Source organism: Pantoea sp. SGAir0418, assembly GCF_043529865.1.
In genome coordinates, this window is sequence record NZ_CP027912.1 from 525,315 (window position 1) to 544,919 (window position 19,605).

Annotated in this window: 18 protein-coding genes; 9 read left to right on the forward strand and 9 right to left on the reverse strand. The window is 58.4% G+C overall.

Features of this window, described 5'->3' with window-relative positions; all coding sequences use genetic code 11:
- Window positions 1-139: 139 nt before the first annotated feature.
- Window positions 140-907, reverse strand: coding sequence for an AraC family transcriptional regulator (locus C1N84_RS21560; RefSeq protein WP_021508983.1), 768 nt, complete (start codon window positions 905-907; stop codon window positions 140-142).
- A gap of 107 nt (window positions 908-1,014) precedes the next feature.
- Between C1N84_RS21560 and C1N84_RS21565 the strand changes: the two genes are divergently transcribed.
- Window positions 1,015-1,803, forward strand: coding sequence for a sulfite exporter TauE/SafE family protein (locus C1N84_RS21565; RefSeq protein WP_021508984.1), 789 nt, complete (start codon window positions 1,015-1,017; stop codon window positions 1,801-1,803).
- A 336-nt stretch (window positions 1,804-2,139) separates the two neighbouring features.
- Here C1N84_RS21565 and C1N84_RS21570 read toward each other — a convergent pair whose 3' ends face one another.
- The 3 genes from C1N84_RS21570 to C1N84_RS21580 form a co-directional block, all read right to left on the reverse strand.
- Window positions 2,140-2,436, reverse strand: a complete 297-nt coding sequence (locus C1N84_RS21570) for a hypothetical protein (protein WP_072208578.1) — start codon at window positions 2,434-2,436, stop codon at window positions 2,140-2,142.
- A gap of 230 nt (window positions 2,437-2,666) precedes the next feature.
- Window positions 2,667-3,197 carry an outer membrane lipoprotein Blc gene (blc, locus tag C1N84_RS21575; protein ID WP_058775967.1) on the reverse strand — a complete coding sequence of 177 codons (531 nt, stop codon included), beginning with the start codon at window positions 3,195-3,197 and terminating at the stop codon, window positions 2,667-2,669.
- A 97-nt stretch (window positions 3,198-3,294) separates the two neighbouring features.
- Window positions 3,295-3,990 carry a RipA family octameric membrane protein gene (locus C1N84_RS21580; protein ID WP_058775966.1) on the reverse strand — a complete coding sequence of 232 codons (696 nt, stop codon included), beginning with the start codon at window positions 3,988-3,990 and terminating at the stop codon, window positions 3,295-3,297.
- Between the two features lie 231 nt (window positions 3,991-4,221).
- On the opposite strand from C1N84_RS21580, the gene C1N84_RS21585 reads away from it, so the two are divergent.
- The gene (locus C1N84_RS21585) at window positions 4,222-5,085 is read left to right on the forward strand and encodes a substrate-binding domain-containing protein (RefSeq protein WP_264444075.1); all 864 of its coding nucleotides are present in this window, start codon (window positions 4,222-4,224) and stop codon (window positions 5,083-5,085) included.
- A 172-nt stretch (window positions 5,086-5,257) separates the two neighbouring features.
- Window positions 5,258-6,685, forward strand: a complete 1,428-nt coding sequence (locus C1N84_RS21590) for an alpha,alpha-trehalose-phosphate synthase (UDP-forming) (protein WP_264444072.1) — start codon at window positions 5,258-5,260, stop codon at window positions 6,683-6,685.
- 24 nt (window positions 6,686-6,709) lie between these two features.
- Here the strand turns inward: C1N84_RS21590 and C1N84_RS21595 are convergent, their stop codons facing one another.
- Window positions 6,710-7,000 (reverse strand): hypothetical protein, encoded by a 291-nt coding sequence (locus C1N84_RS21595; protein ID WP_021508990.1) that lies wholly within the window; start codon window positions 6,998-7,000, stop codon window positions 6,710-6,712.
- 304 nt (window positions 7,001-7,304) lie between these two features.
- Between C1N84_RS21595 and C1N84_RS21600 the strand changes: the two genes are divergently transcribed.
- Window positions 7,305-7,688, forward strand: a complete 384-nt coding sequence (locus tag C1N84_RS21600) for a type II toxin-antitoxin system RelE/ParE family toxin (RefSeq protein ID WP_264444068.1) — start codon at window positions 7,305-7,307, stop codon at window positions 7,686-7,688.
- Window positions 7,681-8,007, forward strand: a complete 327-nt coding sequence (locus tag C1N84_RS21605; RefSeq protein ID WP_058770279.1) for a helix-turn-helix domain-containing protein — start codon at window positions 7,681-7,683, stop codon at window positions 8,005-8,007. Before C1N84_RS21600 ends, C1N84_RS21605 begins: the two co-directional genes overlap by 8 nt.
- Before the next feature lie 165 nt (window positions 8,008-8,172).
- Here the strand turns inward: C1N84_RS21605 and C1N84_RS21610 are convergent, their stop codons facing one another.
- Window positions 8,173-9,072 (reverse strand): LysR family transcriptional regulator, encoded by a 900-nt coding sequence (locus C1N84_RS21610; protein WP_264444064.1) that lies wholly within the window; start codon window positions 9,070-9,072, stop codon window positions 8,173-8,175.
- A gap of 169 nt (window positions 9,073-9,241) precedes the next feature.
- Here C1N84_RS21610 and mgrA point away from each other — a divergent pair, with 169 nt between their 5' ends.
- Complete coding sequence (gene mgrA, locus C1N84_RS21615; RefSeq protein WP_058770277.1) at window positions 9,242-10,276, forward strand: L-glyceraldehyde 3-phosphate reductase; 1,035 nt, start codon at window positions 9,242-9,244, stop codon at window positions 10,274-10,276.
- Window positions 10,277-10,303: 27 nt separating this feature from the next.
- Here mgrA and C1N84_RS21620 read toward each other — a convergent pair whose 3' ends face one another.
- Complete coding sequence (locus tag C1N84_RS21620; protein ID WP_394541867.1) at window positions 10,304-11,275, reverse strand: AraC family transcriptional regulator; 972 nt, start codon at window positions 11,273-11,275, stop codon at window positions 10,304-10,306.
- A 69-nt stretch (window positions 11,276-11,344) separates the two neighbouring features.
- Here C1N84_RS21620 and C1N84_RS21625 point away from each other — a divergent pair, with 69 nt between their 5' ends.
- From C1N84_RS21625 to C1N84_RS21635, 3 genes are all read left to right on the forward strand, one after another.
- A complete protein-coding gene (locus tag C1N84_RS21625; protein WP_264444060.1) occupies window positions 11,345-12,379 on the forward strand; it encodes an SDR family oxidoreductase in 1,035 nt (344 codons plus the stop codon).
- A 90-nt stretch (window positions 12,380-12,469) separates the two neighbouring features.
- Window positions 12,470-13,669 (forward strand): FAD-dependent oxidoreductase, encoded by a 1,200-nt coding sequence (locus tag C1N84_RS21630; RefSeq protein WP_264444058.1) that lies wholly within the window; start codon window positions 12,470-12,472, stop codon window positions 13,667-13,669.
- Window positions 13,670-14,013: 344 nt separating this feature from the next.
- A complete protein-coding gene (locus C1N84_RS21635) occupies window positions 14,014-15,210 on the forward strand; it encodes a cupin domain-containing protein (RefSeq protein ID WP_193717973.1) in 1,197 nt (398 codons plus the stop codon).
- A 131-nt stretch (window positions 15,211-15,341) separates the two neighbouring features.
- Here C1N84_RS21635 and C1N84_RS21640 read toward each other — a convergent pair whose 3' ends face one another.
- Together C1N84_RS21640 and C1N84_RS21645 are read right to left on the reverse strand one after the other, a co-directional pair.
- Window positions 15,342-18,422, reverse strand: a complete 3,081-nt coding sequence (locus tag C1N84_RS21640; protein WP_264444052.1) for an efflux RND transporter permease subunit — start codon at window positions 18,420-18,422, stop codon at window positions 15,342-15,344.
- Window positions 18,406-19,575: an efflux RND transporter periplasmic adaptor subunit gene (locus tag C1N84_RS21645; protein WP_264444050.1), complete on the reverse strand. Its 1,170-nt coding sequence runs from the start codon at window positions 19,573-19,575 to the stop codon at window positions 18,406-18,408. Before C1N84_RS21645 ends, C1N84_RS21640 begins: the two co-directional genes overlap by 17 nt.
- Window positions 19,576-19,605: the final 30 nt, after the last annotated feature.

Genomic DNA, 19,605 nt, shown 5'->3' on the forward strand with positions numbered 1-19,605 from the left:
TTGTTCCAACATTACGTCTTTACCTTGGCTTTACAAAGCTTATTCTACCTTCAAAATAGCAACTGCCATGCGTCTGTTCAGTCAATGGCGCAGGAAAGCTATCAGACCTGAGCTGGTAGCAGTGGACAAAGCCCCCCTGTTAAGTCGGGTGATAAAATGAAGGTGGCTGGCCGGTAATCCGACGGAACATCGTCGCGAAGGATGAACCATTGTCATAGCCGAGCGACAACGCGACTTCGTTTACCGGTGTTCCCGTTAGCAGCATTGCCAGCGCGCTGACCACACAGGCTCGCTGACGCCAGGCTGAAAACGACATGCCGGTTTGCTGCTGAAAATGGCGACGAAATGTGCTGCCGCTCATAAACAGCGCGCTGGCCCAGCGTTCTGCCGGATCGTGAATGGCTGGCGCAAGTAAAAAAGCCTGACATAGCCTCAACAGCGCGGGCTGCTGCGGCAAAGGGATCTCGAGCGCGCACACTGGCATTGCCGCCACTTCAAGCAGCATTAAATCTATCAGCGCCCGATCGCGTACGCTGTCATAGCACGGCGGCAAATCCACCGCCTCCAGTAGTAGCTGCCGCAACAGCGGCGATACGGCAATCACTTCGCAGCGGCTGATGTTACGCAATCTGGACGCGCATGCGGGTTCGATATACAGGCTACGCGTCGTTACGCCTGTAAACTTGACGGCATGCAGGATTTCGGGGGGGATCCATACCGCATGCTGGGGCGGCACCACCCATTCCCCGTCACGGGTTGAAACGTGCATCAGGCCGGTTGCGCCATACAGAAGCTGCGCACGGCGGTGCTGATGTTGCGGCAGGAAAAATCCCTGCGCATAGTCGTTGCCGAGCGCTACAACATCGCGATTCAGCCGATCGAAGCCGTCAATTTTCTCGTTTCGCATATCCGTCCCCATCTGACCAGTTTGCAAGGGTAATTGAGCGCTGCGCAAATGGGAAGCGGGCCGCTGGCGCGATATGCTGCTGCCTCACTTGTAAACGGGACACCTCCTTGAACGAATTGCTGATAATAGTACTTGCCGGCTTTACTACCGGCATAACCACGGTCCTTTTTGGCTTCGGCGGCGGCTTTGTTGTCGTGCCATTTATTTATCAGTTGCTGATGCGGCAGCCGCTGCTGGCAGGAAATGCGATGCATATTGCCGTGGCCACCTCGACAGCGGTGATGATTTTCAACGCAGGCTGGGTTAGTTACCAAAACTGGCAAGCGGGCAGGCTTTCTTCAACCGTCTTGTTTCCGCTGCTGTGGTTTATCGCCACAGGCGCGGTAGTCGGTTCGTGGTTAGCGGGAATGATGAGCGAGGCGCTGATTCGCGCGCTTTTTATCCTTTATATGCTGTCGACGATTGGGGATTGTCTGTTACGCAAAGGCTTCTTCAGCGGCAGCGCGCCGCGTCGTTTATCACTTTTGACGGTTGCCGGTGGCGGTATGCTAATCGGCATGATTGCTGCACTGCTGGGCGTTGGCGGCAGCGTAATGACGGTGCCACTGTTACGACGACACGGCCATGCAATGCGCGCGTGTATTAGTGCGGCCAACCCGCTTTCCCTGCCGGTAGCGCTGTGCGGTGCGATGACATATGCGATAAGCGGCTGGCATAAAATTCAGGCAGGCGGATTTTTGGGATTTATCAGCCTGAAAATATTGGGCTTGCTCCTGGTGACCGGCTGGGCGGGTATTGCTTTCAGCCGCCGGGCTATCCCCGCCGTCCCCGATGTCTGGCACGCGCGAATCTACGTGATGCTGCTGTGCATGGTTCTGGTAGTAATAGTGCTTTAGACAAACCTTGTTTTGCTGATTTGGCTGCTGTTACAGAAGCAATAATTGTATGAACATCCGTCACTGGCACAAAGCGGACGTTCACAGCACTTCCAGCTGTCCAGAGGCATTTGACACTGACAGGCAGTATGCAGCCAGTACATTGTGTGCCATGTATTGGAATGCGTAGGTTGAGCATACTTACCGGCGGCGGCGCATTAGAGAATAGGTTTGCTACTGGCCTTTGGCGGCGCCAGCCTGCTGCTGACGCTTAGAGAGTGACTTAAACCGTACATGACGGGGAAGTAACTGACACGCTGGCCCAAACATGCATTTACCCGGCAACACGCTAGCGAATTAAGCGCCGGTTACCGTCGGCTGATGAATCTTCATCGAATCATGCTTGCCTGGATTGCACTCCTGAGTGGTACCAGGGAGATAAAATTTTCCGTCCGCATCAGGATCGGTGCCGCCGGGACATCCCGGCCTGCCGGCAGAGCCATCAGTATTACCTCCATCTGAACCGTTTCCACCGTCAGCGCCGGATTCTCCCGCATAGCCGCCATTTCCTCCCTGACCTCCGGCTCCTCCCTGTCCAGCGCTGACAGAGCATGCAAACAGTGCCAAAAAGCAGGCCAGAAAATACTTACTCATTGTTAGCCTCTCGATTCGTAACGGGCAGCTCAGGCTGCCGCGGCGGGTAATACTCACGAAGAGATACACTACCATCCGTTTTATCTCTGCTGACTTAACAGATCATCAACACCCGTTTTTCAATAAGAAACTAAGGCCGTCAATTTACGCAGTGCCTGCTGCTGACCTCACTCTGCTTATTGCGAGGGTAATCACTGACGCCCGCGCGGGAGTCACTGGCGCTGCACCTCTTATCGTGACTGGTTCACCCAAATCAGTTGATCGGTTGCGAAGCCCAGTCGCTGGGCATAGGCGAGATAACGTTGTTTGACTTCAGCCGGAATGGTGGGCTGACGCGACAGAATCCACAGATATCCCCGGTTCGGCCCGGCGACCAGTGCATACTGATAATCTTCATCCAGCGCAATCACGTTATAACCGCCATAAAAAGGCCCGAAGAACGAGACCTTCAGCGCGGCGACGTCAGGTTTGCCGGTGAAGTAAGCTTTGCCTTCGCTCTCGCTCCACGCTTTTTTCTCCGGATCGTAACCGCGATTCAGCACGCTGATACCGCCGTCGCTGCGTTTGCTGTAGGTGGCGGTCACATGATCTTTACCGCGTTCGAAACGGTGATCGAGGCGGGCAATTTCATACCAGGTGCCGAGATAGCGATCGGCATTAAAGTGGGTGATGGGCTGCACCCCTTTAGGTGGCGTCGGGGATTTACAGGCGACCAGAGTAACAGACAGCGCCGTGATGGCGACTAACGGCCAGATTTTCATCGCAACTCCTTTATATCTCTCAAAATCCTGTCTGAAGTATAGATAAGGATAGCGAAACCGGCGCGGTTCAAAACCTTACGCCGCGCCGGTCTGTCGATTAACGGCGTTTCTCAACCTCATCTTCTGGCGGAATCACCGGCTCATCGATAGCGATCGATTTGCCGGATTTCAGCAGCTGAATATCCAGAATCACGTAGGTCATGGTGGTGATAAACAGTGAGATCACACTGCCAATCACGCCGCTGGTGGTGAAGGTGAAGTAGTTGTACATCACCACCCAGGTGAGGCAGATAAACATCGCCAGCGCCACGGTAATCGCCGACTGCGAGTAATGCGTGGTGCGCGCCCCCATTTCATTAATCTGCAGACTCAGGTTGCAGCCGCTGTATTTTTCCAGCAGCACGATAGTGTGATCCCAGTTGTGCAGGCGGCGTGCGCTGCCGCGCGCGGCGAACAGAAACAGCAGCGACAGGAACAGACCAGAGAAGGCGATCAGGACCGGTACCGCTTCCAGCGCATAGGCAATGCTTTTATGGCTCGACGCTTGTGCGACCGCGCTCAAATCCAGCGTCAGCGAGCAGCCCAGTGCGCCATACAGGAACACAAACAGCAGCAGATAGAGCGCGTTGCGTTTCCAGTCGAGCTCTGCTTCATGATTTCTCTGTAACCGCGCATCCTGCAACGCCTGTTGCAGGCGCAGTTGTTCGTCAGACGTGGAATCGATACTGGCGATCTCTTCGCCCAGTAAGCGGTGAATAAAAGGCTGATCGGCCTGATCGAGGGTGATGCGCATAAATTTTCCGCTGGCAAAATATTCGTGGCGTCAGTGTAACGTAAAACGAAGCTAACCGGGCGTCCGGTGCAGCGGCTGCGCATTTTGCCGCCGTCAACACGCACCGGGTGAAGGGGGAGAGCAATCCTTCGCATCCACCGATTGGCGATATCTGATTATTCGGGTAACGTGGAATTTCATACTAATACGTCAAAATTATTCCCGTACCCTACGTAACAGGAGAGGTCAGTTATGTCCGTCCATTCGCCGCTCATCGGCATCGTCAGCGATGATGTCAGCCATCCGCACAGTATGCACATGCTCAAAGAAGTCACGCGTCAGCTCAGTGCGCGTGATCGGCTGCCGGTGCTGCTGTGCGCCGCCACGCGCGAGGATTTTCAGTCCGCGCTGCGGAACGCGGCGTCGCTGCCGCTGGATGGACTGCTGTTCCTGAGCTCGCCGTGTCGGGATGCGCAGGAGATCGCCGCGCACCTGCTGCCATCGCTGCGCGCGGTGCATCTGTGCCCGAACGACAGCGCGGGCGCTGATGTGGTGATTGCCGATGCGTATCACGCCGGGCAGCAGCTTGGCGCACTGCTGCTGTCGCAGGGCCATCAGCGTTTGGGCGCCATGCAGGTGCAGGAACGTGACACGCCGCCGCGCCAGGTGCAGGGATTTATTGCCAGCCTGCAGGCGGAGGACAAGGCGCTGCACGCAGCACTGCACGCCGGCGCGCTTCACCGTGAGCAGGCTTATCAGGCGATGATGGCTTATCTGAAGAAAACCCGTGCGGCAGAACGCATCAATGCATTGATGTGCGAATACGACGAGCTGGCCTTTGGCGCACTGCAGGCCGTGCGCGACTTCGGTCAGGGCGCGCATATCGCCGTGGTGGGCTTTGATGATGCTGACGAGGCGCGCGGCTCCACATGGCACCTGAGCAGCTGGGCACCGCGCCGTGATTTACTGGTGACGGAAGCCCTCAACCGGCTGCTGGATCAGCGTCCGGACCACAGCCGCGCCTGGCAGCAGGGTGAGCTGCAGGTGCGCCATTCGCATCACGGCAAATATGTGCCTGGCGAAATGTCGCAGTGCGGCTGCGCCATCCGTCACTGATCGCTGCAAGCCTTTCCCCTTTGGCGCCGGGCTGATTTCCACACACTGGCGCTGATCTTTGCCGGATTTTTATATCCGCGCAGGTTTTCTTTACGCCTTTTTTATATTGCCGGCGGTTAAATCAGCGCAGCAGGCGGCACTGTGGCGCGCCTTAACCTCAAAGGGAAATATCATGCCCGGCACTATTCTGGTCACACATAATCAGCATCCGTCTTCCACGCTGGCAGCCATTTACGATCGCCTGATGGCGCGACGCGGTGGCCTGTGGGTCTGCTGGGATGGACAACGTACCGTCGCTGCGCAGGAAGCGGCGCGCACGCTTAGCTTTCAGCAGGGTAATGAATACGACAGGCTGCAGTTTGCGCTGACGCGCGCAGAATACGAAGATGGCTATCACGGCTACGTCCATCAGGGCTTGTGGCCGGTGTTTCACCAGCGTCCGGACCTGGCACGTTTCACCAGCGCCAGCTTCCTGGCCTATCGCCAGCTGAATGCAGCTTATGCCCACGCCATCGCCGAATATGCCATGCCGGACGATGTGATCTGGCTGCAGGATTATCACTTCATCCCAACGGTGAAAATGCTGCGTGATACCGGCTTAACTAACCGCATCGGTTTGTTTTTACATCAGCCGTTTCCGTCCGGTCAGCTGTTTGAAGCGATCCCTGACTGGCGCAGCCTGGCAGAATCGCTGCTGTGCTGCGACCTGATTGGCTTCCAGACCGGGCAGGATATGAATAACTTTCTGCTGTGGCTGGAGAGCGAGTTTCGCGCTGAACGCTTAGGCAGGAACCGTCTGCGCGTGCACGGTCACATCATCACCACCGGCGTGTTTCCGGTCGGGATCGATCTGGCTGAGGTTCAGGCGTTACTTGAGAGTAACAGCTGCCAGTATATGGAACAGCAGAGCCGCGAACATTTGCCGGCCAACACGGTGCTGAGCGGCGGTCATCTCGACGACAGCGCAGGTCTGCCGTATCGCATCAGCGCGCTGGAAGTGCTGCTGCGCCATCATCCCGACTATGCGGGCAACATGATGTTATTGCAGCTGGCTTCTGCTGCCAGCGGACACCCGCACCGGCAGCAGGCGATCAGCCACAATCTGGAAAATCTGTGCGGTGAGGTTAATGGCGTGCACGGTATGCTCAACTGGTATCCGGTCAGCTATCTAAACCACGATTATCGCCGTGAAGAGCTGGCTGGGCTGTACCGCGCGGCGCGGGTGGCGCTGGTGACGCCACTGATGGCGGGCATGAGCCTGATGGCGAAAATGTATGCTGCGCTGCAGGATCCGGCGAATCCCGGCGTGCTGATTCTGTCTCAGTTCGCGGGTGCGGCCGAACAGATGGATGGCGCGCTGATCGTTAATCCTTACGATCCTGATGCAATGGCGGATGCCATCCATACGGCATTACGGCTGCCGCTCAGCGACCGTCAGAACCGTCATGCGCGCTTGATGAATAACCTGCACCGCTACGATTGTCACTGGTGGGCCGACAGTTTCCTCGCCCTGTTAATGGATGAGCCGCAGCCGGAGAGTGTGCAGCTGTGTAGCCGTCACCTGTCGGGCGCAGGCATAAGCGGGCGGTTACGTTATTGATAAGCAGGCAGGGACAGAGCGGGGCTAATGTCGGGTGTTTTTGCCCGTATTATCACGGTTGCGAAAAATATGGGTCACGTTATCGCTACCTTTTAACGCCACCGCTTCGCCCTGTGGCGCACTTTTGCTGTTCTGCACTTCAGCAATCGCATAGCGAAACGCGCGCTGGCGTGCCGGATCAGTTTCTGAGGCCGCCATCGCGCGCAGTTTTTCCAGCAGCGCGAGAGTGGTTACCGGTCCGGCTTGTTTTAACAATTGCAGCACGGCATCGCCCATGACAATGTCGGCCAGTTTTTCATCTTCACTTCTATACATAAAAGCTCTCAGTATCCGCGTTGCGTTTAGCATTGCCTGGTGCAGGTAAACCAAAGCCTAATCAACGACTGATAGTGTCGCTCTTCCTCTGTCGGAAATGTGTGACCTGCTGAGCGAAATTTTCCCCGACAGCACCCTTAAACTTATACAACAAAAGCGCTTCTGTACAGGCGGGAGTGTCATCCCTTTCACTCTTTAGCGCTTTAATGCGCGCTGGCGTTGCAGGTTGCTATTGTACTTAGTAGCATAGGTGGTTCAGGCAAGGACAAGGACAGTCCTCTTCTTCATAAAGCAGGGAAACAGCATGGCCATTTATGTATTGAAGCCCTTCGACCGAAATTTCAAAGGTGACATGATTGCGGACATCAAGCTCTGTCTGGCTGCCCGCGAATTGATTGCCGGACAGTATGAGGCCAGCCTGGGGGGTGGTGTTTACAAAAAACGCATTCCGCTCGGCGCCGGCAAAAGCGGCGGAGCCAGAGCGATTGTCGCGTTCAAATCACAAAAACACCTGTTTTTTGTTAACGGTTACGCTAAATCGACCACGAAGAGTGGCATACGTGAGATTAAAGAGGATGAGATTAATTTCTACAGGCAGGTAGCCAGTCAACTGTTTGCCATGACGACTGAGCAGGAAAGAGCAGCGATAAAGGCGAGAAAAATGCGAGAGGTAATATGCGATGGTTGATCATCTAAAAGATCTGCAGGAAATCGCGCATGATTTTAACCCGCTGGGGGTGATTAGCGATGAGCTTACCGAAAAAATCGATTCACGTGTCAGATTACGTGAGCTGCGTACCTCTCTGCCGGTTTTACAACTGATGTCAGGCGAGGCTATTCGTGAGTTACGTGAGCGTCATGGTCTGAGTCAGGCCATGTTAGCCGCCTATATTGGCCTGTCTCCGGCCACCGTGGTGAAATGGGAGCGCGAGGAGAAAAAGCCAAATGGCGCTGCGCTGCGCCTGCTTAACCTCATTGATAGAAAGGGTCTTGAGGTATTGCGTTAATCATTTTTTGTGGCCACTGGATAACGTGGCCTGACATTGCGTGACACAACGAATTTGTCGTGACACCGCAGCCAAAATCACGCTGTGACGCCGGGCTGAAGTGATGAATAACAGGCATAGATCTTATGCCTGTTAGTATCTATCCCGCCGTTACCCGCCCCGGCGCTAATCGCTGCTGCCCAGAATATCCATAAACTCCTGCACTGGCCGGTCGTAGACGTTCATACTGCCGGGACGGTCGCTGAGCCAGGCCACAGCCAGTTCCCAGCACACATCAATGTCGCTGATGCGGCAATAATGCAGCGTTGTGCTGCGCGCTTTCACTACCTGTTCGGGCAGCAGGGCAATGCCCATATTGCGCTCAACCAGACTCAGCAGGGTTTCCAGATCGCTCACTTCAAACGTCACTTTGCGGCTCAGCCCCTGCAGGGCAAAACTGTTGTCATTCACCTTGCGCGTTCCCTGGCCGGCTTCGAAATCGATAAACGACTGCTGCGCCAGTTGTGCCATGGTGACGTCCGGCTGCATCGCGGTGAATCCGGCATAATCGGCGGCGAACGCTACCACGATTTCATCGCAGGCGATGATGCGCGACGACAGCCGGTCGGAGACTTCCTCCACCGGCATAATCGCCAGATCGATCTGCTGATCGTGCACTTTTGCGTTGAGCTTCGCCGATGATCCCTGGCACAGCTTGACGTCAAAATCCGGAAAGCGACGAATAAAGGTTTCCAGTAATTGCGGCAGATCGATAAACGGCGGCACGCTTTGCACCGTGCCAATCGACAGGGTTCCGGTCTTAAGCGCCACGATCGCCGCCACTTCCTGCGACGCTTTTTCGACAAAGGCGCCGATGGTTCTGGCGTAATCGAGAAACACTTTCCCGGCCATGGTCAGGCGCACCTGGCGAGTGGAGCGGATAAAAAGCGGCGTGCCCAGTTCCTCCTCCAGCTGTTTGATCGAGGTGGACAAGGCCGATTGCACAATATGCATACTCTGTGCGGCGCGGGTGAAATTTTCATGTTCCGCCACGGCGATAAAGTGCCGCATCTGGCGCAATTCCATCAGTTATCTCCATAAAAGATGAATTTAATCACAATAATGAATTTTACAGATTAACGATACGCGGTAAAAATTTGTCCGGCAATCGCCTGTTAGCCGCGCGGTTTTGCAGGAAGGCAGAACAATGTCTTCTGTGCACCTGTACGGCGGCATTTAATGAGAGGAATCTGTTATGAGTTATGTTGCATCGCCAGCGCGTTATCAGACCAACATGCAGTACCGTAAAACCGGCAAAAGTGGCCTGGTGCTGCCGCTGATCTCGCTGGGGCTATGGCAGAATTTTGGCGGCGTTGACGTGTTTGAGACCGGCAGAGCGATCCTGCGCCACGCGTTTGATAACGGCATTACCCATTTCGACCTGGCGAATAACTACGGTCCGCCAGCGGGATCGGCTGAAGAGAACTTTGGTCGCTGGCTGGCGCAGGATTTTGCCCCATATCGTGATGAACTGATTATCTCCAGCAAAGCGGGCTGGGATATGTGGCCGGGTCCGTATGGTGGCCCGACCGGCACTCGCAAACATCTGATTGCCAGCTGTGATAACAGCCTGCGCCGCATGGGGCTGGATTATGTCGATATCTTCTACAGCCATCGCGTTGATCCGAATACGCCGCTGGAAGAAACCATGGGCGCGCTGGTACAGCTGCATCGTCAGGGCAAGGCGCTGTACGTCGGCATCTCTTCCCATTCGCCAGAGCTGACGCGTCAGGCCGCTGCGATTCTGGCCGATGAGAAAGTGCCGCTGTTTATTCATCAGCCCAATTACTCGATGCTAAACCGCACTATTGAGCACGGGCTGCTCGATACGCTGGCGGAGCTCGGCAGCGGTTGCATTGCCTTTTCACCGCTGGCACAGGGCATGCTGACCAACAAATACCTCAACGGCGTACCGCAGGGCGCGCGCGCCGGCGGCAGCGATCCACGTCTTTCTGCCATGCTCAGCGAAGAGAACCTGGCAAAAATTCGCGCGCTCAACGCGATTGCTGAAGCGCGCGGTCAGACGCTGGCGCAGATGGCGATCGCCTGGGCGCTGCGTGATGAGCGGGTCACTTCTGCGCTGATTGGTGCCCGCACCGTTGATCAGTTAAGCGATTCCCTGCGCGCGCTGGACAACCTGACCTTTACGGCACAGGAACTGGCGGATATTGATCGCTACGCCACCGAAGGCGGGGTGGATATGTGGCGCGTATCTTCTCAACTTAAATAATGCCGGCGCCGCGCAACGCGGCGCGCTTTATCGCTGCGCCTGCTGTAACCGCACGGCGCGGCGAAATGCATTGGGTGACTGACCCGTTTCACGCTTAAAAGCATGGCTGAAGGCGCTCTCTGAGGCGTAACCCAGCGTCTGCGCTACCACGGCCACCGCCTCATTTTCCTCCTGCAACGCACGCTCTGCCAGCCGCATGCGCCACGCCGTCAGATAGGCTATTGGCGTGATGCCAACCACCTGACGAAAATACTGGGCAAAACGGGTGCGCGACATGGCGCAGGCACGCGCCAGTTCGTCCAGATGCCAGTTGCGCGCCGGATCGCCATGCAGCCGCTGTAACGCCGGTGCCAATCGCGCATCGCTCAGCGCCCGCAGCCAGCTGGCGGGCAGTGCGCTGCTGGTTTGCAAATGCGCCCGCAGAATCTGGATGAACAGCAGTTGTGCCAGCTGGGCCGTTGCCAGCTGCGATCCCGGCTGGACATGCTGGCCTTCCTGCACCAGTTGATCCAGCACCCAGCGGAATGATGCCGCATGCGGTGACGCCGCCGGTACCTGAATCCAGGGAGGTAATACGTGGGTCAGTAAACGACCACTGGCAGGATCAAGCAATACATGGCCACCGATATGGACAAAATCTTCGCCGCTGCCAATCGGCGCATGGCCTTTTCCTGCGCCATAAAACACGCTCATGGCGTCAACCGGCGGTTCGTCCGGATGGCTGGCCAGCACGAAGGCGCGTTTAGCGCTCAGCAAGCCGACGTCGCCGGTGGCAAAGTGGAACGGTTCAGATTCGCCCTCCAGTATGACCCAGCAACTGCCTTTGATAATGGCGAAGAATTTAATTTTATCGGGCGCAGGGAAACGCAGCGCCCAGCGTCCGCCCGCGGTAAAACCGCCGGTCAGCAGTGATTCAGCGCGAACGAATCGCAGAATGTCGGAAAAGGGGTCAAGGCTCATTTCTGTACTATCACGCAAGTAAACTGCATTGGCAAGCATTCAAAATCCGCCCTCCGCCGCTTAACGTAGAGCGCGTCGAATGAACGATGATTGTGATGAGGAAGAAAAATGAGTAATGAAAAGGTTCTGGTTACCGGCGGCAGCGGGTTTATCGCGCAGTACTGCATTATTTCCCTGTTGCAGCAGGGCTATCAGGTGCGAACCACCTTACGTGATGCCGAACGTGAAGCTGAAGTCAGGGCGCATCTGTTGCAGGCCGGGGTGGCCGCAGGCGAGGCGCTGCAATTTGTCGTTGCCGATTTAACGGCAGACGCGGGCTGGGAAGACGCGGTGGCGGGCTGTCGCTTCGTGCTGCATGGCGCTTCTCCCACCCCGACCGGCAGCCAGGTAAGCGAAGCTGACTGGGTGAATCCGGCGATTGAAGGAAATCTGCGCGTATTGCGCGCCGCGCGCGATGCAGGCGTTAAACGTGTGGTACTGACCTCGGCGTTCGGCGCGGTCGGTATCGGACATCCAGCGGACTATCCGCGCCCCTTTACCGAGCGCGACTGGAGCGATGTCAGCGGCGATGTGTGGCCGTATCAGAAATCGAAAACCCTGGCGGAACGCGCTGCCTGGCAGTTTATCGCTGAGCAGGGTAACGGTCTGGAACTGGCCACGGTGAACCCGGTGTCGGTGCTGGGACCGGTGCTGGGTGCCGACTATTCACATTCGATTCGCATTGTGAAGGAGCTACTGGAGGGGCAGCCAGGCTGTCCTGACATCAACTCATGTTTTGTTGACGTGCGTGACGTGGCCAGTCTGCACGTGCTGGCGATGACCCACGCCGCCGCGCAGGGGCAGCGCTTCCTCGCCAGTTCGGGGCACAGCCTGCCGCTTATTGAGGTGGCGCGCACGCTCAAAACCCATCTGGCAGCAGAAGCAGAGAAAGTTTCGCTGCAGCCAATGAGTGACGCCATGGTGCGGGCGGCGGCAGCGCAAAATCCGCTGATGACGGGAATGGTAAAACTGCTGGGCGTTGATATGAACGTCAGCGCCGCTAAAGCTGGCTGGCTGCTGAACTGGCACCCGCGCAGTCCGCAGGAGGCCATTCTTGCCACCGCGCGCAGCCTGATTGCGCTGGGGCTGGTAGCAAACCACTAGTCTGACTGCGGCATTTATCATCACCCTGGTGACGCGCAGATGCTATATAAATGATAACAATTATCATATATAGCGATTGATGAGGATATCATGCCGTCTCCACAGGTGATAAACGCCGACTGCTGTATCGTCGGCGGCGGTCCGGCCGGCTTAATGCTGGCCTATTTACTGACGCGCGCTGGCCTGCGCGCGGTCGTGATTGAGAAGCACGCCGATTTTCTGCGCGATTTTCGCGGCGACACCATTCATCCCTCAACCCTGGAGATCATGCACCAGCTGGGTCTGCTCGACGCGCTGCTGGCGCTGCCGCATCAGCGCGCGGAAAAGTTACAGGCGGAAGTGGGCGGGCAGGAGATCACCATGGCCGATTTCTCCCGTCTGCCGTTGCGCTGCCGTTTTATCGCCTTCATGCCGCAGTGGGATTTCCTCACTTTCCTCGCCGCCCAGGCGGCGCACTATCCCGGTTTCACGCTGCTGCAATCCACCGATTTTGACGATTTTCTTTATCAGGATGGCGTAATCGCAGGCGTGAAAACGTTACAAGGTCACGAAATTCATGCGCCGCTGGTGATAGGCGCTGATGGCCGTCGCTCGGCGGTGCGGCAGAAAGCCGGGCTGGTGGGTAAAAGCTTCGGTGCTCCACGCGATGTGGTGTGGTTCCGGCTGGATAAACAGCCGGACGACCCTGAGCTGGGGATGGGCCACAAGGGGCCGAAGCAAAACTTCATCGTCATTGACCGCGGCGAATACTGGCAGTGTGGATTCACCATTCAGAAAGGCGAATTCGAGGCGCTGAAGCAGGCCGGGCTCGACGCGCTGAAAAACCGCATGGCAGAGGTTGCGCCGTTCAGCGTGGCGCGCATGGCGCAGCTGCAGGAGTGGCAGCAGCTGAGTCTGTTATCCATTCGTATCGATCGGCTGGACAAATGGATGAAGCCCGGCGTGCTGTGCATTGGCGATGCCGCACATGCGATGTCACCGATTGGCGGCGTGGGTGTGAACCTGGCGATTCAGGACGCGGTGGCCAGCGCCAATTATCTGACGCGGCCGTTGCAAAACGGCACGCTCACGCTGCGCGATTTGGAGAACGTGCAGCGGCGGCGACAGTTTCCGACGGTGGCGACGCAATTCCTGCAGATCAAAATGAGCAGCGGCAAGCGCCCGCGCACCACGCCCAGTAAGGTTCCGCAGCTCATCAGCCGCTATCCGTTTTTACGTCATCTGTTTGGCCGATTGATCGGCATGGGCTTCCGCCCGGAACGGCCACGTCTCGCCGGAGAAAAAACGTAGCCGGGTAATTATTGCAATTGCGCTGCTTTTGTAACATTAAATTAACTTTTGCGGCGGGCTATCATTAAAAAAATTGCTTAATCGGAGAGGGGATTTAATCACTTTGTGCCTTATTTGTCGGCTGACATAACCTGAACGTCAACGCGATCTCAACGAAGCGTAAATGGCGTGAGGCGGGTGAATAGCGGGATTACGCGATGATAAAGGTTTTCTATTGATTTCAGCGGTGACACAAGGTTGGAGAAAGCCACAGTTTGATTATGGTTAAGGGGCATGACACAAACCATAAGAAACTGAGGAAGACAGCAGGTATGAAACTGGAAAACTTATCTCGCAGAAGCTTTATGGCCTTCGCGGCTGGTGGCACCGTGGCGCTGGCGGCCGGCAAGGTCCATGCCCACGACGGCAAGGTGGCGACTTATCCGGCGAATGATCCCAACCATCCGCGCGACCCTGGCCCGCACGATCCGGTGCGCGAAGCACTGAATCCGGATCTGGTCGATCCGCCAGCAACCGACAGCGGCACATTACCCAACCTGCGCTTTTCGTTTAGCGATGCGCATGTGCGTAAGGGCAGCGGCGGCTGGACGCGCCAGGTGACGCAGCGCGAACTGGGCATTTCCACCACCATCGCTGGCGTCGATATGCGTCTGGATAAGGGGGGCATCCGCGAACTGCACTGGCACAAAGAGGGCGAGTGGGCCTACATGCTGTACGGCAATGCGCGCATTACCGCGCTGGATACCGCAGGTGGCTGGTTTGTCGATGACGTCGGCGTGGGCGATTTATGGTATTTCCCGCCGGGCGTGCCGCACTCAATCCAGGGCCTTGGGCCGGACGGCTGTGAATTCCTGCTGGCCTTCGACAACGGCAATTTCGATGAAGACAGTACCTTTCTGCTCAGCGACTGGTTCAAACATATCCCGCCCGAAGTGCTGGCAAAAAACTTTGGCGTGCCGGCTGAGGTGTTTAACACGCTGCCCTCGCCAGAAGAGGAGTACATCTTTGCCGGGCAGGCACCTGACGGCGCGGCGGCTTCGGCGGTGAGCGGCGGGGTGAAATCGAAGCAGGTCTTCTCGCATAAAATGCTGGCGCAGAAGCCGTTGACGCTGCCGGGCGGCACGGTACGCATTACTGATTCCAGTAATTTTACGGTATCGAAAACCATCGCCGCCGCGCTGGTGGAACTGGCTCCCGGCGCGATGCGCGAACTGCACTGGCATCCCAATAACGACGAATGGCAATACTATCTGGAAGGTCAGGGGCGGATGGGCGTGTTTGCCTCGTCGGGTCAGGCGCGTACGTTTGACTTCCGCGCCGGTGATGTCGGCTATGTGCCCTTTGCCATGGGTCACTATATCGAAAACACGGGTGATAAACCGCTGCGCTTTCTGGAACTGTTTAAAAGCGATTATTACGCGGATATTTCGCTCAACCAGTGGCTGGCCAGCACGCCACCGGCGCTGGTGCGTCAGCATCTGCATCTCAGCGACACCTTCATGAAGGCGCTACAGCAGGAGAAGCATCCGGTAGTGAAATAGCCCGTGACCACGCGCAGCCGGTGCTGCGCGTTCTCTCCTGATACTGTCCACATCTGGCGTGCATATCCCGCCCGGAACCCTGTGGATAAACCTTTCGTTGCCCCGTGCCAGCTGGGCTGACCAGCTGGCGGTTATTTTCTGAACGGCCGCCAGCGCAGCGATTTCAGTTTGTCCCGACGGGCTGCTGCCTGCATCACCAGACTCATCGCTGCGGGTAAAACCGTGAGCGTCACCAGCGTCGCCACTAACAGCCCACCGATAATCGCCAGCGCCATCGGTCCCCAGAAAACCTGACGCGAGATGGGGATCATACCGAGAATCGCTGCGCTGGCGGTGAGCACGATCGGCCGTGCGCGGTGTTCTGCCGCAGCCGCAATGGCAGCGTCCGGCGGCATACCTGCATCAACGTTGTTATCCGCCTCGCTGATCAGGATCACCGCGTTGCGGATGATCATGCCAGCCAGAGCAATAACACCCAGCAGCGCCACAAAGCCCATCGGTGTGCCGGTCGGCAGCATGGCCAGCACAATGCCCGGCAGACCAAAGGGCGCCATCAGCAGGGCCAGCAGCAGGCGGGAAATCCGCCGCAGTTGTAACATCAGCAATACCAGCATGCAGAGCAGCGTGACCGGCAGGATAGCGATCACCGACTGGTTGCCCTTGTCAGACTCTGCTACCGCCCCGTCCTCGCTCAGGCGGTAACCGGCCGGCAAGCTGGCCCTGAAGTTGGCAATCAGCGGCGTGAGGGCGGCGGAGACGGCTTCCGAGCGCAAACCCGGCGCCGTATCGGTCTGGACGGTGATAAACGGCAGGCGCTGGCGTCGCCAGATAACGGGATCCTCCAGCCCCCACTGCGGTGTTGCGACCTGCGTCAGCGGAATTTTTGCGCCCGACGGCGCGGTTAGCAGCAGTCCGGACAGGCTGCTCAGATCATGGCGCGCTGCAGCGTTGCCCTGTAGCACCACATCAATCAGCCGGTTGCGATCGCGTACCGTGGTGATCAGCGTTCCTGACCAGAGCGTATGCAGATACTGAGCAATCAGGTCAGAAGAGAGGCCGGCTGCGCGCGCTGCCGTCTGATTCACCTGCAAGGTGATAACGCGTTCGGGCTCACCGGCGGTTTGATTGACGTCACGCGTCAGCGCTGAGCTGCCGAGCGCGGCGGCCAGCCGCTCTGCCAGCTGCTGCACCTGGCGATAATCCGGCCCGCTGATGCGATAACGAATCGGCCAGCCTACCGGCGGACCGAGCTCGAGCGGCGCGACGCGCGTGGTGATGTCGCTGAAATCCCGGGCAAGCACCGCATCCAGCGAGCGCTGCAGTCGTTCACGGGCGGCCAGGCTTTTGGCCACGACCACCAGCTGAGCGCTGTTTTCATCGTCCAGCAGCACATCCATGGGCAGGTAGAAGCGTATCGCACCGGTGCCGACGTAAGACGAATAGTGGTCAACATCCCGGCTGGCGGAGACAATCCGCTCAAGGCGTTGCACCTGACGCAGGGTGGCCTGCTGCGACGCACTGGCCGGCAGCGCCAGACTCACCAGCAGCTCAGGCCGATCGGAGGCCGGGAAAAACTCGCCCTGCATATACGTGGTGCCGACGCCGGCCAGCAACAGCGCCAGCATCGCCATCGCCAGTGTCAGCATGCGGTGGCGCAGCACGCTGCTCAGCAGGCGGCGATAGCACTGGCTGAGGCGCCCGTTTCCGGCGCGGTGCTGCTTTAGCGTGGCCGGCAACAGCCAGCTGCCGGTCAGCGGTGAAAACAGCACCGCTACCAGCCATGAGCTGATGAGCGCCATCAGCACCACCGCAAACAGGGTATAGCAATATTCGCCCGCGCTGGATGCGGCAAAGCCGACCGGAATAAAACCGGCAATCATCACCAGCGTACCGGTCAGCATCGGGAAGGCGGTGGTACTGAACGCCCAGGTCGCTGCGCCAGTGCGGGAATCGCCGGCCTCCAGCCGCGCCACCATGGTTTCCACCGTGATCATCGCATCGTCTACCAGCAGGCCCAGCGCTACGATCAGTGCGCCGAGCGAGATGCGCTGCAGGCCGATACCGGCCAGATGCATGCCGATAAACGTCATGGCGAGCACCAGCGGGATCGCCGCCGCGACCACCAGGCCGGCGCGCAGTCCGAGCGAGACAAACGAAACTGCCAGCACGATGATCACTGCCTCGCCCAGCACATCGACAAATCCGCTCACCGCCTGTTGCACTACCGCTGACTGATCGGCGATGCGCGTCATCTCAATGCCGTGCGGCAGCTGGCTGGCTTCGCTCTCCATGCGCGTCCGCAGTGCCTGACCAAACTCCAGCATGTTGCCGGTGGCGGCCATCGACACGGCCAGTCCGATGGCCGGCTGGCCGTTAACGCGAAAAAGCGGGGCAGGCGGCTCGGCGGGCCGGCGCGTGATGGTGGCGATCGCCGTCAGCGGAACATAGCGATCGTTAAGGTGCAGCGTAACCGCCCGCAGGCTCGCCTCGCTGTTGAACGCGCCGCTCACGCGCAGGGCGATGTTATCGGTGGCGGTGCGCACGCTGCCTGCCGGCTCGACGACGTTCTGCGCCCGTAGCGCCTCTGCTACCTGCTGCAAATCCAGCCCCATGGCGGACAGCTGGCGCGGGGAAAAGGCCACCACCAGTTGCTCTTCCTGCTCACCCAGTAGCTGGATCTTACCCACATCTCGCAGACTCATCAGATCGCGGCGAATATCGTCCACCCGGTCCCGCAGCTCACGCGGAGAAAAACCGTCGGCGGTGAAGCCGTAAATCGTGCCAAAGGTATCGTCAAACTCATCGTTGACCGCCGGGCCCTGCACGCCCTGCGGCAAAGCCGGGGTCACATCCTGCATTTTTTTACGCACCTGGTACCAGATGCCGGCCACCTGCGCGGGCGGGGTGTCATCACGCAGATTGACGAAAATGACCGTGCGGCCAGCGTGCGTTTCACTCTGCACATAATCCAGCCAGGGAATTTCCTGCAGCTTTTTCTCCAGCGGATCGGTGACCAGTCTGACCGTATCGTTGATGTCGGCACCTGGCCACTGCGCAGACACCACCGCAGTTTTGATGGTGAACGCCGGATCTTCGTTGCGCGAGAGCTTTTCATAGCTGACGATGCCTGCTGCCACGATCAGCAACATAAGAAAGGCCATCAGCTGCTGCTGTTTCAGCGCCCAGGCAGAAAGATTAAACGCCGGTTTCATGCTGATCCTCCTGGCTGCCGGCAACGCGTTCACCGTCACGCAGGCTTCTGACGCCCGCCGTGATCACCCGATCTCCTGGCATTATGCCGGCGCGAATCCATACCGCATCTGCCGTGTAGCCGGCAATCGCAACCGTGCGCCGGATAACGCAGTTTTTCACCGGGTCGAGAATAAACACCGCCGGCTGGCCTGCCTGGCGGGTGAGCGCGGTGGCCGGAATCGCCATCACCGCATCCGCCGTCGTGTCGGCCAGCGGCAGGGTGACGGCGACGCTGGCACCCAGCACCATCTCCGCGGGAAGATTGTCCAGTGTGATGCGCACCCGCCAGCTGCGTGTCTGGGCGTCGGCCTGTGGACTGACGTCACGCAGGTGCGCTTCGGCCATCACGGACGGATTCTGCAATAGCGCAACGCGGAAGCGGGCACTGGCCCGACGATCGAGGGTTTCAGGTGTGGCAACGTCAAACACCACGTCACGGCCTGTGCCGGTCGCAACGGTAAACACCGTCTGACCGGCGCTGACCACCTGACCGGCTGCGGCGCTGACGCCCGTCACCACGCCATCCTCAGGCGCGGTAAGGTGGGTCCAGCGCAGGCTATCCTGCGCATTTTTCAATGCCGCTTCACTGCTCTGCCGCCGCGCCAGCGCAGCCTGCCAGTCGGCGCTGGCGCTATCGAGCTGAGCACGGGCAATTGCCCCGGACGGCATCAGCAGGCGCATGCGGTGCAGATTGAGGGCCGCCACCTTTTCGGCCGCGCGGCTGCTGTTCAGCTCCGCCTGTGCGCTCGCCAGCTGATTCAGCGCGCCGGGACTGTCAAGCACGGCGAGCGTCTCTCCCTGCCTGAAGCGGCTGCCGACATCGGCGCTGCGCGTCAGAATCCGCCCCTCCAGCCTGAAACTGAGCGAGGTTTCATCGTGCGCGCGGATCTCGCCGGTCAGGGTTTGCTGCCCGGCGGGCGCGGGCGGGCCAACCGTAATGAACTTTACCGGACGCGGTGGCGGCGGCGTGGGTGAACGCTTGCGGTCACAGCCGGTCAGCAGCAGGGCCGTCAGCAGCAGACAGGGCAGCAGCGGCAGCAGGGAAACCAGGTGGCGCGGGTTAAGCAGGTGGCGCACACCCTGTTTGATCAGGCAGGGAAGCTCGTCGGTCATGGCGCAATTCCTTTATCGGTATTTGCGCCA